Raw genomic sequence first — 12,932 nt, forward strand, 5'->3', positions numbered from 1 at the left:
ACAGAGCATGAATATTATGACAGTGGAGCATCTTTCCAAAAGCTACGGGGAGAAAGTCCTGTTCAAGGACGCATCCTTCGGGATGGATGACCGGGACAAAATTGGCGTTATCGGTGTGAACGGCACAGGCAAATCGACTTTTCTCAAAATAATTGCCGGGCTGGATACTGCGGACGAAGGGCAGATTGCCATCGGTAACGGTGTGCGGGTCCAGTATCTGGCGCAGAATCCGCCCTTTGAGCCGGGGAATACAGTGCTGCAGCAGGTGTTTGCCGGCGATGATCCGGACCTGCGGACTATGCGTGAATATATGGAGATTCTCTCCGGACTGGACAATAATCCGGGCAACGCTGAGCTTGAGGCTGCACTGGTACGGATTGGCCAAAAAATTGACGCGGCCGGGATCTGGCAGCTGGAAAGTGAAGCCAAAACAGTGCTTACAAAACTGGGGATTACCCAGTTTGATGCGCTGATAGAGACGCTCTCGGGCGGCCAGCGTAAGCGTGTTGCTCTTGCTGCTGCACTGATTACCCCGTCTGAGCTGCTTATTCTGGACGAGCCTACCAACCATATCGATACTGATTCTGTGGCCTGGCTGGAGCAATATCTGCAAAAACGACGCGGAGCACTGCTGATGATTACGCATGACCGCTACTTCCTGGAGCGTGTCGCGAGTGTGATGCTGGAGCTGGACGGCGGGCGGCTGTACCGTTATGAAGCGAACTATTCGCGGTTTCTGGAGCTCAAGGCGGAGCGCGAGGAGCGCGAGGCGTCTGAAGAGCAGAAGCGCCGCAACCTGCTGAGAACGGAGCTGGCCTGGATCCGCCGCGGAGCCAAGGCGCGCACAACGAAGCAAAAGGCGAGAATTGACCGGTTTGAAAAGCTTAAGGACAGCGTAGGCGGAAGTTCAGCAGGCTCTATGGACATTTCAGTGGCATCGACGCGTCTGGGGCGCAAGATTATTGAAATGAAGGATCTAACCAAAGTGCTGGACGGCCGTACCTTGATTAAGGACCTGACTTATATTGCTGTGCCGCAGGACCGGGTCGGTATTGTGGGGCCCAACGGCAGCGGCAAATCCACACTGCTGAATCTAATTGCGGGTAGGCTGCAGCCGGACAGCGGTGAGGTAGAGCTGGGTGCAACCGTTAAGCTGGGCTATTTCACTCAGGAGCATCAGGACATGGATGATACGATGCGGGTCATTGAATATGTAAAAGAAGAAGCGGAAATCGTCCGTACAGCGGACGGCAGCGTTATTACAGCCGGTCAGATGCTGGAACGTTTCCTGTTCCCGCCGGCGATGCAGTGGACACCGATTGCCAAGTTGTCCGGCGGAGAGAAGAGACGCCTCTATCTGCTGAGGGTGCTCATGGGCGCGCCTAACGTGCTGCTGCTGGACGAGCCGACGAATGATCTGGATATCGGAACGCTGGCGATTCTGGAAGATTATCTCGATGAATTCCCCGGTGTAGTTTTCACCGTATCCCATGACCGGTATTTCCTAGACCGCACGATTGATAAGCTGATCGCGTTCGAGAACGGTTCAATCCGGCTGCATGTCGGTGATTATACTGAATATGAAGAATGGCTGGCCAAAAATGTGCCCGCCGGTACCGACGGAGCTGCCAAGCGAAGTTCAGTACAGGAGCCTGCTGCTGCGGCTGTTACAGCCCCGGTAAGGGAGAAGGTGAAATTCACCTTCAAGGAGCAGAAGGAATATGAGACGATCGACGGGATGATCGAGCAGGCAGAGCAGCATCTGGTTGATCTCTCGGCGAAGATGGAGGCGGCCTTTGCCGATTCGGCAGCCCTTCAGGAGCTGGTTGAGCAGCAGAAGCAGGGTGAGGCTGAGCTGGAGCGGCTGATGGAGCGCTGGACCTATCTGAATGAGCTTGCAGAGCGGATCGCCGCTAAGTAGCCCAGGCCAGTGTAGGTGAATCACTTTTGAAATACAGGAGGCGTCTGGCTTGGATACAAAGATGCAGGAAGCCATAGCACTGCGGGAGAACGGCCGGGCAGAAGAGGCGCGGGTGCTTCTTCTGGATCTGCTGGCGGCAGAGAGCAAGGATGACGCGGCTGATGCCGGTGCCGATAGCATTAGCGGTTCCAATGCCGAGCTGCTGTACCAGCTCGCCTGGACCCATGATGTGCTTGGACTTGAGCGGGAGGCAGTTCCCTACTATAAGCAAAGTCTTGCCATAGGGCTGCCGCTGGAGCAGAGGATTGGAGCATTGTTGGGGCTGGGCAGCACGTACCGGACACTGGGCGAATATACCCGTGCCAGGACAATACTGCAGCAGGCAGCTGAGGAATTCCCGGAGTGGGCAGAGTTTCAGGCTTTTCTTGCAATGACACTGTATAACCTGGGAGAGCACGGTGAGGGCATGGGGATATTGCTCAGGCTGCTAGCCGAAACCTCTGCCAACACAGGCATCCAGGAGTACCGCAAAGCAATCTCGTTTTACGCGGACAAGCTGGATCAGGTGTGGAAATAAAGTCTCGTTGTTTAAACAAAAAACAAGCTAAGACCGGAGCGCCCGGTAATTAGCTTGTTTTTTTGTTTATAGAGGGGTTAGTTGCTTATTATCTATTTTATATATCTTTACAGCATCACTAATTTGTTTTTCGAACGTATATCTACCAGGGTCGTGTAGCTCCAAATCAAATAAATTATCAAAGCCATAACCTTTTAAGCTCTGTGTTTCATAGATCCCGTTAATTTTGATGAAGCTGACTGGAACCTGCCACACGTAATGATCTTCTCTAACAAACCAGATACTTACTCCTTGCTCGTATTCATAAAAATTTGTCAAGTAAACTGTGGACTGTTCCCATAACTCTCTGTCTGTACTGTCCAAAAGATCTTTAGTGATTTTTTGGATATTGTTTTCGATTGCTTTGATGATTTCTTCTTTAGTTTCAGAAACTCCATAGTTTGGAGTATGTGCATGCTTGACATCCAGAGTAAACCTGTCAATAACCTCATAATTACTCAAAGATAGTACACTATTTTCAATATCCGCGATACCATCACAGTATACAAATCCGTTAAAAGTTTTAAAGATGGCCAGCCAATCTCCAATATCTGTATGAATATAGGGAGTATCGGGGGCGCTAGCGTATAGGCGGATTTCTGCATTGATTTTTTGTCCAACATAAGAATCGAATTCATAGCTGTTACCAGGTACTGACTTTGGATAAAACCATAACCGGTAGTTAACATATTCATCAAAAGCCCTTTGAATTTTATCTGTTGTGAAATCTGCTGGCAGTGAATGCATCGGGTGAGAGCTATCCTTTGATCCAATTTGGTTAGAGCATCCATTTGCAAAAATCATAATAACAATAACTATAACGGTAAGTATGTTTTTCATGGTTCAACCACCTATTGAATAAATAAAAGATGCAACAGAAGGTAGCTTCGATCCTTCTGTTGCTGAATCCATAATCGACAATCAAAAATTAATTTAAATTAAAAAAGATATTGTGAGTTGCGCGTTCGGAGGCAGTATCAAGACTGGAGTGACTGGTGATTGCTGATCTTGAAGTAGGATTTTGAAAGGAGCTGCTTGAACTAAAAACAATTACTATATTTTTTATAGGAACGAAGGTGGAGCCTCCATTCAGACTATATTTAATACCTGATCCGACAGGAGTTACATCTTGACTAACACCAGTTAAAAAATATGAAAGTCCAACAAAAAACAACTGATTGGATATTCCCGGTGGCTTGGTGATGATGTCAGCATAGTCGGTCGTGCTGGATGTTGTTAAAAGAACGCACGCATTCCAAACTGCGTTACTCCACAAAGATGAGCTTGTATTTGGCACCCGGGCGTTAGTAGTTCCGCTTGAGGATCCTGTGATGGGTTCAAATGCGCCTGATTTAGTAGCAACACCTCTATAAGTGCCACCACCAAATTCAGAAGAATTTTGGAGTTTTCGATTAATTAGTACCCATGTCACAGCATTTTGGTCCGCGCTATTAGATGTGTTTTCAGCATAGATCAAACGGCTCAACAGCTCAACATCGGATAGCCCGCTGTACCAATTAGAACTATATGAAATTGATTTACCAAAATTACTGTCTTGCATCAGTGATGTCCTCCACTGGCTGATCTGTGTAAGCATGGCTTGCGAAACAAATGGAGTTACAAGTGTATCACCACTTACGATATATTCATTAATTTGTGAATCATAGTATCTGTCGCCATTATAGTATAATCCAGATTCTATATCATAATAAAAAGAATGTAATCTAATAAGGTTAAGGTTACCTATAAAATTGGGATCCTGACTTTGATCGATCCAAGCACCGTTAGTATCTTTTCCTAAAATAGATGAGGTTTTTCCGTTGCTATCATATTCATATCTAACAATTTCAATGCCATTTGTGTCCACAATTGCGATAACATTTAAATCATCATCTTTAATATAACCATAGTATATGCCATTAAGCTTGAAACCGATAAGATCATTTGTAGAGTCGTAGATATACTCATAGCTATCGTTATTTCGATGTTCTTCTATTAATAGCGATTGTTCATTGTAAGAATATATTGAGTTACCTTTTTCTGATACTTTTGTCAGTCGGTTATTATTATTGCTATAAGTATAGCTATAATCAGAACCATCTACTGTTACTTGTGTGATTACTCTACTATCGGAGTTATTAGACCACTCAATAGAATATTCTGACGTATCCTGTATCTTGGAAGTTTGAGAGCTTGCGGCGACTAGATTACCAAATAATAAAGTTGATGATAGTGCAAGAAGTGCTACCTTTTTGATCATTTAACATCATCCTCCTAAATAAAGTAATGAATACCAATTTAGCATAAAGGAAGATGTATGAAGATTGTGTCGGAATATGACATATAATCGCGTGTGAATAAAAAAATTCACAAAAAATACAATATAACCCTATTTCAGTCGAAAAATGAGAGATGATGAAGTAACTTTTGAAGTATAAATATCCAGATGAACTCAAAGAAAGATATAGGAAAAATGAAAAAATAAGGTGCAGGTCAGCAATTGAAGCCTTACTGATCTGCACCTTAAAATTAATTTCCGCTACTTCCCGCCCGCCACCGCAATCATCTGCACCACCGGACGCGAGTCGCCGGTCAGAACCGCCTCATCGGCGTTCAGCTGCGAGGAGCCGTCGCCGTCGAGGAAGATGCCTTCCCGGCCGTCACCGGGAACGGTGTCCAGCACGGCCTGGCGGAACGCTTCCGCCGTGCTTAGCGTAGGCGTGACGATCAGCCACAGCTTCCCGTCACTGTTATAGACAAGCCCCGAGCGCATGCGCTGCTCATCAGCAAAGGGGAGCTGCTCGGTCAGGCTTGCAGCCTTCCACAGCTCTTCATGCTGCAGATTCATGCTGATGCCGCCCTGGGCCCAATAGCGGCCGCGGTCTGTGACCGTCAGCTCGTCTCCGGAGGAGACGGTCTGGACGGACAGCGTGCCGGCAGCACCATCCCACACCAGTGTGCCGCGGGCATACTTGGCGTTGAACCAGCCGGAGCCGTAGGCTCCCTTGACCCCGTTAACGGGGTCATCATTCATGATGGCCACAGACAGAAGGTCTGTGCCATAAAAGAAGCCGCCATTGATACCATAGGCGGCAATCTGACGCAGCGGAAGGCCATCGGCCCGCAGCATAATATCTTCTGGCACAACAGCCAGCATATGCAGCTGTACTTTGCCGGGGCTCTCCGCCTCAAGATACTCATAGTTATGCGGGAGTCCGCTGAAGGCCTCCTGCGCCGGCATATCCGCCTTATTCAGCAGAGCTGCCGCCAGCACAATCAGCAGCACCAGCATAACCAGCAATGCTGAGCTAAGCTGCCAGCGTCTATGCTGCCACAGCCGCCGCCATTTACGTCCTGCTGGTTCAGTTGGTGCCGACATAGGCGGCCAGCAGCTTGGCTGTATTCAGGACAGCCTGCTTATGTGTACGCTCCATGGAGTGCGAAGCATGCACGCCGGGGCCGATCAGTGCTGCGCGGATATTGTTGCCGCCGCGCAGTGCTGCGGATGCATCGGAGCCGTACTGCGGATAGATATCGACCGCAAAAGGTATAGCCAGACTATTCGCCAGCTCGATCAGACGTCCGGTCATCGCATAGTCGTACGGGCCGGAGGAATCCTTGGCACAGATAGAGACGTCGGTCTCTTTACAGCTCAGGTCATCACCCATCGCGCCCATGTCTACAGCAATGAATTCGTTGATCTCGCCGGGAATCCAGGCTGTGCCGTGTCCAACCTCTTCGTAATTCGAGATCAGCAGGGAGAGGTTATGCAGGGGCTTCCAGCCCTCTCGTTTGCTGCTTTCCAGCAATCCGAACAGTGCGGCTACACTGGCTTTGTCATCCAGGTGACGGGATTTGATGTACCCGCTCGGTGTAATAACCGCCCTGGCATCGAAGGAGATGAAATCGCCGACGGAAATGCCGAGCTTTAGCACATCATCTTTAGTTGAGACCAATTCATCAATCCGCACTTCCATATTTTCTTCGGCACGTTTGAAATCACGGGCGTCGGCATAGACGTGCACAGAAGGGTGGCTGGTTAGAATAGTACCGGTATAAGTCAGTCCGCTGCGGGTATGAATGACACAGTATTCATTTTCGATGCTGCTCATCGTGAAGCCGCCGACCGAGGTCAGGCGCAGTGTGCCGTTTGGTTTAATGGAGCGGACCATGGCCCCGAGCGTGTCCACATGGGCACTGATCCCGATGGTACGGGAAGGGTCGAGTCCAGGCACATTGAGAATAACGCCGCCTTTTTCATTCCAGGTGAGCGGAATATCCAGGGCTGCCGCCTCCTCGGCGATCAGCGACATTACTTCGGCTGTGAAGCCGCTGGGGCTTGGGGTATCGAGCAGTTTTTTGAGCAGGGATAGAATGTACTCTTCATTTGGCTGAATTGTTAGCATCGGTTATAATTCCTCCATCCGTCTTTTATGATAATGTAACCGTTAATTAGAGCGTCTCGTCCGGCAGCGGTGTTAATGTGTCAAGCGAATGATCTGTATCGCGCAGCTTGGACAGCTCGGCTGTAAGCGACTTAATCTGCTTCTGCAGCTTGTACTGGCGGAAAATCCCGTAGGAGCCGACAATGATACCGCCGATCAGCGCGCAGCCCAGAATAACCAGAATAAGCGGAATGCTGACCTGGTCGAAGCCGAAATTAACCTGTACCGGATCAACATTAATCACTGCGAACACAGCTGTAATCAGTGCAAAGAAAAGCCCCAGAATAAGTGACCATTGAAATTTCATATCATAGTTACCCCCATAGACGAGTTTGACAATATAAATCCCCTGCCTGGCAGCAGGCAAGGGATGACAGCTTGGTTAAGCGGATTTGTAGAGTCTTATTTGGTCAATTGCTCCATCTGCTCAATTACGCTTTCGAACACACTCATCGCTTCGCGGATCGGCTCAGGAGTAGACATATCAACTCCGGCTTTGGCCAAAATGTTGATAGAATAATCGCTGCCGCCGCTCTTCAGGAAGCCGAGGTAACGGTCCACTGCCGGCTTGCCTTCCTCCAAAATCTGCTTGGAGAAGCTGGTTGCCGCTGAGAAGCCGGTAGCATACTTGTAGACGTAGAAGCTGTTATAGAAATGCGGAATCCGCGCCCACTCCATTTCAATGTCCTTATCCACTACCATATCTGCACCGTAATATTTCACGTTAAGATCATAGTAGACAGCGGACAGATCCTGCGGAGTCAGTGATTCACCCTCTTCAGCACGCTGGTGGATGATTTTTTCGAATTCAGCGAACATAGTCTGCCGGAATACCGTAGTGCGGAACTGGTCGGCATAGTAGGTCAGCAGGTACATTTTTTCCTTAGGATCTGTAGATTTGTTCAGCAGATAGTCCATCAGCAGCGCCTCATTGGTTGTGGAAGCTACTTCTGCCAGGAAAATGGTATACTGCGCATCACGGTATTTAAGCGCATTATCCGAATAGTAGGAATGCAGGGCATGCCCCATTTCGTGCGCCAAAGTGAACATGCTGTTCAGGTTATCATTATGGTTCAGCAGCACATAAGGGTGTGTACCGTAGGCTCCCCAGCTGTATGCACCGGTGCGTTTGCTCTCATTTTCGTAAATATCAATCCAGCCGTTGTCATAGCCTTCCTGCAGCACATTGAGGTAATCCCCGCCGAGCGGCTTCAGCCCTTCTTTGGTGATCTTTTTTGCTTCTTCAAAGGTAATATCCAGCTTGTATTCGTCCACCAGCGGCGCGAACAGGTCATACATATGTAGTTCATCAACGCCGAGCAGCTTCTGGCGCAGCTTCATATAGCGGTGCATCAGCGGCAGGCTCTCGTGAATCGTATCAATCAGGTTCGTATAAACTTCCTTCGGAATATTATCGCCGTAGAGTGACATTTCCAGGACAGAAGGATATTTGCGCACCCGTGAGTAAAATACATTTTTGTTCACATTCGCACTGAGTGTAGCGGCGATAGTGTTCTTTTGTTTAGCATAGGTTTCATATACGGCTTTAAAAGCATTCTTGCGCACTTCGCGGTCCGGGCTTTCCAGGAACTGAATGTAGCTGCCGTGGGTCAGCTCGACTTCCTTGCCTTCCTCGTTCTTGATCTTCGGGAATTTAAGGTCAGCATTGTTCAGCATACTGAAAATATTCTGCGGAGCCTGCGAAATGTTGCCGACCTGGGCCAGCAGCGCTTCCTCTGCCTTGGTGAGAACGTGGGCCTTTTCCCGCTTCATTTCAGTCAGTGTAAAAGTGTAGGCGGACAGAGAAGGGTCAGCGATGAACTGATCCAGCTTTTCTACAGGCAGAGACAGAATTTCCGGTGTTACAAAAGATAGTGCTTCTCCGGCTTCTACACTAAGCTTCTTCGCCTTTTGGGTAAGGGCCTGGTAGGTTGGAGCCGCAGTATCTTCATCCTGGCGCATATGGGCATAGACGTAGAGCCGTTCGGTCAGCTGTGACAGCTCATCATCGAGCTCAAAGCAGGCTTTGAGCTCGTTCGCCGAATCCAGCTTGCCCTGGAAGGCGGAGGCTTTCTTGATCAGCGCTTTGACTTCGTTGTATTCCTTATCCCACTGATCCTGTGAGGCGAACATATCTTCAAGCTTCCAGCGGTTCTCGGCAGGCACTTCACTTCTCTTTAATAACGGGTCCATAGAAATCCTCCTTAAATGATGGGATATAGCCGGCATGGACTGTTGTGCTGCAGACTTTGAGGAGCTTAGCGGCAGCAGGGACAGTGCGAGCACAAGCGAAAGAAATCTGGCGGTAAAGGGCATGACTTGCGCCTCCTGTATCATAGAGTCGGCTTAGTATGCCCTGCCAATTTCTGATTATGAACTTCTGTAACAAGAGTTATGCAAGCAGGCTATAAATAATGAAGATAAAAGCAAAAGCAATCAGAACAACTGCAGTCAGAGCCATACCGCGCTTGAGGCGGGGCGGCAGTTTGTCCTTACTCATAATAAGAACGGCTCCTAGGCAGAGGACAACAATGATATAAATAACCAGATTTTCATTATTCATACCAGCTTAGACCTGTTTGAATGCCGCAATAATATTTTTGTATTCTTCCTCGTTGTCTTTATAAGACTCTTTGTTAAAGCGGTTGTTAACCCATTCCATCATGGCCGGACGGCTCATAAAGGTATGGGTTTCCTCTCCCCACTGGTCAGAAATTTCCCTAAGAATAATGTAGCGTCCCTGAACCTCGACGGTCATCATATTCCATTTGTCTGTTTTGTATATTTCGTGTTTTTTGATCATGTCATTACCACCCTGGCGATTTTTGGCTTTTGGGTCAATGATAACGCACGGGGTTGGTGAAAAGCAAATTAAATCACTAATATAGGGAAAAAGTGGATTGCTTTGCAGGAATAGTTGGGGTATAATGTAAGCATACGCCATATATGGCGGTATTTTTAGGAGGTTGTTCATTTGAAAGGTACAGTAAAATGGTTTAACGCAGAAAAAGGTTATGGTTTCCTTCAGGTAGAAGGCGGCGAGGATGTATTCGTTCACTTCTCAGCTATCCAAGGTGACGGATTCAAGACTTTGGATGAAGGCCAAGCGGTTGAATTCGACATCACTGACGGTAACCGCGGTCCTCAAGCAGCTAACGTAGTTAAATTATAAGATACGGCTGGACAGTTTAGCTGTCAGCTGCAATATATATTTGATTTATGGCATGCCCTTACAAGAGTGGTAACCATCAACTTACACAGCACACAGTTCTTCCGGGAGCTGTGTTTTTTTATACCCTGAAGAGCCCCTTCCGCAATTGCAGAAGGGGCTTACCCGGCTAGAGTGTGGCTTTGTGTGAAGAGGCCGCTTCTGCAGCCGGTGAGGTGGTGACGGATTCCGTCTCAGGAGGGACGGCAGGGAGTGGCTTTTTACGGAAATAACGCCGTGAAGGTCCTCCGATATCAAGCAGATGCTTGACGAAGAAGCCGATGAATGCGAGAACAGAGAACATAGTAGCTACCAGATAGAATGTACTGCGGCCGGCATCCTCGTAAATCAAACCGCCGAATGTCCCGCTTAACAGCCCCGAGGCACTGGACCACACTACGGTAAACAGCGCGAGACCGGTTGCCCGCAGGTGATCGGGTATAATACGTGTAATATAACGGATAGCTGTTACGAAAAATACACCGAATGAAATACTGTGCAGCGCCTGGATGGCAATAATCGCCCCCGGCTGGACGGCCTGGGACATTAACAGAAAGCGCAAGCCGTACATGAGACTGGCAAAAGCGAGCAGCGGAAGCTCCTTGAACCGTTCACCGTGTTTGCTGAGCAAAAAGAAAACCGGAATCTCGCTGAGCGCCGAGGCAAGCAGTGCCCAGCCGATTAAATCGTCGCCGGCATTCATGCTTTTTAGGCTCAAGGTCAGAAATGCTTCGTTCATCCGGTGCCCGAGGGCCAGAACAAAGACGCAGCCGAAGAACCACAGCACTTCCTTCTGCAGCATAATCTCCTTCAGTCCGCCGCTTTGTCGAGGTGTTTTGCCGGAAGAAGGGGGGCTGCCCGCTGTCTCTGCTAAAGGCTTCACGTCCTTTAATCCGATAGTCAGAAGCAGGGCGCTTACAATAATAACGATACATACCCCGATGCTGTAGGATGAGCCGAGCGCTCTTAACACATACCCGATCGTAAGGGCGAAAAAGGAATAACCCAGGGAGCCAAATACACGGATGGTTATAAAGTTCCTTCCGTGGCGCTGGGCAACTTTGATCGCCATTGTGTCCGCCAGCGGGAAAACAGGGTAATAGAAGAAATAGAATAAGGATATTATAAGCATTACCATTGAAAAATCGGTAGCTCTTGCCAGCAGAATGGCGGTGACCAATTGTCCTGCCAGCAGAATGGCCATGATTTTTTTGATCGTTCCGAGCCGGTCGCTCATCATGCTCCAGAACAGATTAGACAGAATGGAGATCAGCGGTCCCAGAGAATACAACAGACCTACCTGTGTGCTGGTGAAGCCGAGATGCGTATAAAAGAGCGGGAAATAAGAGACTACCAGTACACTGGTCCCGAACAGTGTAAAGATGAAGGAACGCAGCCAATTCTGATCACTGTACTGGCCGCCGGTCCGTCCTGATTCCATGTGTTTGCACTCCTTGAGGTATCAAATACGCTCAGTATAGCATAAAGGCTGCTGCCGATGTTTGTTAAAAGTTTATTAAAATGGTGCGATTTCTGAATTTTTCAAGGATTTGCGAAAGTGATTTTGTTGTTTGTACAAAAACGCTTCGCATATTATAATAATGATGATTTGGATAAGGAGACAACAATGTGGAGGCACTGTCATTGAATGAATTTGAGCAAGGCCGTTACCTAAGCCCGCGCGGCCCAATAGGGCTTATGAGCCGGGTTTACAAGTACGTGCTGCCGGAAGTGCGGGAGTGTCTGCACTCCTGGCGACAGGATGCGGAAGGGATTCCCGATCCCGAGCTCCGGAAACAAGCGCTTGCCAGCATTGAAACCAAGCAGTTTCACTGTGAAGGCGGAGGTATTTATGCTGCCGGCAATTTGTCGATGAGACATATACTGATTCCGCTTATTGTCGCCTATCAAACGATCAGTGATTATCTGGACAACCTGTGTGACCGCAGTACCTCGCTTGATCCCGCCGATTTCCGGCTGCTGCATCAGTCGATGCTGGATGCGATCACTCCGGGTGCTGTGCCCGTTAATTACTATGCACTGCGCAGTGAACAGAATGACGGGGGATATCTGCACCGGCTGGTCCGCAAATGCCAGGAGATGACGGCGTTACTGCCCGGATATGCCGCTGCGGCTGAGGAGATTTATGATCTGGCCGTGCTGTACACAGACCTGCAGGTGTACAAGCATATCCGGCCTGAGCTCAGGGAAGCTGCTCTGAAGGAATGGTGGGCAGTGGAAGGTAAGCGGGCCTCCCATCTTGAATGGAATGAATTTGCGGCGGCAACCGGCTCAACACTGGGTGTGTTTATGCTGTTTCTGTCTGCCTGTGATCCCCGTCTGGACAAGTCGAAAGCGGCTTCGATCCGTGCTGCTTACTTTCCGCATGTCTGCGGACTGCACATTATGCTGGATTATCTCATTGATCAGGATGAAGACCGGGCCGGCGGTGATCTCAACTTCTGCAATTATTATGACAATACTGATACGATGCTGAATCGGATTGCTTCCATCGTGGAGTGGGCCCGCAAAGATGTCCGGAGCTTACCTGAGAACTCCATGCATCGTATGGTTATCGAGGGGCTTCTGGCACTTTATTTATCCGATCCAAAAGTCAGCGAACAGCGGGAGGTTCGTACGGTGTCCAAGCGCTTAATGAAAAGAAGCCCGCTTACCAGGCTGTTCTTCTTCGTCAATAGCCGCTGGATACGCAAACACATGTACTAAAGGCTGTGAAGCGTA

Annotated in this window: 12 protein-coding genes; 4 read left to right on the plus strand and 8 right to left on the minus strand. The window is 48.7% G+C overall.

The genetic code is table 11. The features are described from left to right. Nucleotides 1-7: 7 nt before the first annotated feature. Together BN3772_RS26640 and BN3772_RS26645 are read left to right on the plus strand one after the other, a co-directional pair. A complete protein-coding gene (locus BN3772_RS26640) occupies nucleotides 8-1,921 on the plus strand; it encodes an ABC-F family ATP-binding cassette domain-containing protein (RefSeq protein WP_042203376.1) in 1,914 nt (637 codons plus the stop codon). 49 nt (nucleotides 1,922-1,970) lie between these two features. Further along, nucleotides 1,971-2,498, plus strand: coding sequence for a tetratricopeptide repeat protein (locus BN3772_RS26645; RefSeq protein ID WP_244444851.1), 528 nt, complete (start codon nucleotides 1,971-1,973; stop codon nucleotides 2,496-2,498). Between the two features lie 66 nt (nucleotides 2,499-2,564). Here the strand turns inward: BN3772_RS26645 and BN3772_RS26650 are convergent, their stop codons facing one another. The 7 genes from BN3772_RS26650 to BN3772_RS26680 form a co-directional block, all read right to left on the minus strand. After that, on the minus strand, nucleotides 2,565-3,377 hold the full coding sequence (locus BN3772_RS26650; protein ID WP_042203377.1) for a hypothetical protein: 813 nt from the start codon (nucleotides 3,375-3,377) through the stop codon (nucleotides 2,565-2,567). An 88-nt stretch (nucleotides 3,378-3,465) separates the two neighbouring features. Continuing rightward, nucleotides 3,466-4,797, minus strand: coding sequence for an RHS repeat protein (locus tag BN3772_RS26655; protein WP_042203378.1), 1,332 nt, complete (start codon nucleotides 4,795-4,797; stop codon nucleotides 3,466-3,468). A 279-nt stretch (nucleotides 4,798-5,076) separates the two neighbouring features. Continuing rightward, nucleotides 5,077-5,916, minus strand: coding sequence for a hypothetical protein (locus BN3772_RS26660; protein WP_042203379.1), 840 nt, complete (start codon nucleotides 5,914-5,916; stop codon nucleotides 5,077-5,079). Then, the gene (locus BN3772_RS26665) at nucleotides 5,900-6,943 is read right to left on the minus strand and encodes a M42 family metallopeptidase (RefSeq protein WP_042203380.1); all 1,044 of its coding nucleotides are present in this window, start codon (nucleotides 6,941-6,943) and stop codon (nucleotides 5,900-5,902) included. Before BN3772_RS26665 ends, BN3772_RS26660 begins: the two co-directional genes overlap by 17 nt. A 46-nt stretch (nucleotides 6,944-6,989) precedes the next feature. After that, nucleotides 6,990-7,289, minus strand: coding sequence for a LapA family protein (locus BN3772_RS26670; RefSeq protein ID WP_042203382.1), 300 nt, complete (start codon nucleotides 7,287-7,289; stop codon nucleotides 6,990-6,992). 95 nt (nucleotides 7,290-7,384) lie between these two features. Next, on the minus strand, nucleotides 7,385-9,175 hold the full coding sequence (pepF, locus tag BN3772_RS26675) for an oligoendopeptidase F (protein WP_042203383.1): 1,791 nt from the start codon (nucleotides 9,173-9,175) through the stop codon (nucleotides 7,385-7,387). A 376-nt stretch (nucleotides 9,176-9,551) separates the two neighbouring features. Next, on the minus strand, nucleotides 9,552-9,785 hold the full coding sequence (locus tag BN3772_RS26680) for a hypothetical protein (protein ID WP_039872008.1): 234 nt from the start codon (nucleotides 9,783-9,785) through the stop codon (nucleotides 9,552-9,554). A 171-nt stretch (nucleotides 9,786-9,956) separates the two neighbouring features. Here BN3772_RS26680 and BN3772_RS26685 point away from each other — a divergent pair, with 171 nt between their 5' ends. Then, complete coding sequence (locus tag BN3772_RS26685) at nucleotides 9,957-10,154, plus strand: cold shock domain-containing protein (protein ID WP_019911834.1); 198 nt, start codon at nucleotides 9,957-9,959, stop codon at nucleotides 10,152-10,154. 166 nt (nucleotides 10,155-10,320) lie between these two features. Here BN3772_RS26685 and BN3772_RS26690 read toward each other — a convergent pair whose 3' ends face one another. After that, nucleotides 10,321-11,631 carry an MFS transporter gene (locus BN3772_RS26690; protein WP_086074776.1) on the minus strand — a complete coding sequence of 437 codons (1,311 nt, stop codon included), beginning with the start codon at nucleotides 11,629-11,631 and terminating at the stop codon, nucleotides 10,321-10,323. A 203-nt stretch (nucleotides 11,632-11,834) separates the two neighbouring features. Between BN3772_RS26690 and BN3772_RS26695 the strand changes: the two genes are divergently transcribed. Continuing rightward, nucleotides 11,835-12,917 (plus strand): tetraprenyl-beta-curcumene synthase family protein, encoded by a 1,083-nt coding sequence (locus tag BN3772_RS26695; RefSeq protein WP_042203414.1) that lies wholly within the window; start codon nucleotides 11,835-11,837, stop codon nucleotides 12,915-12,917. Nucleotides 12,918-12,932 lie beyond the last annotated feature (15 nt).

Source organism: Paenibacillus camerounensis, from assembly GCF_000723885.1.
Classification (GTDB): Bacteria; Bacillota; Bacilli; order Paenibacillales; family Paenibacillaceae; genus Paenibacillus_AQ; species Paenibacillus_AQ camerounensis.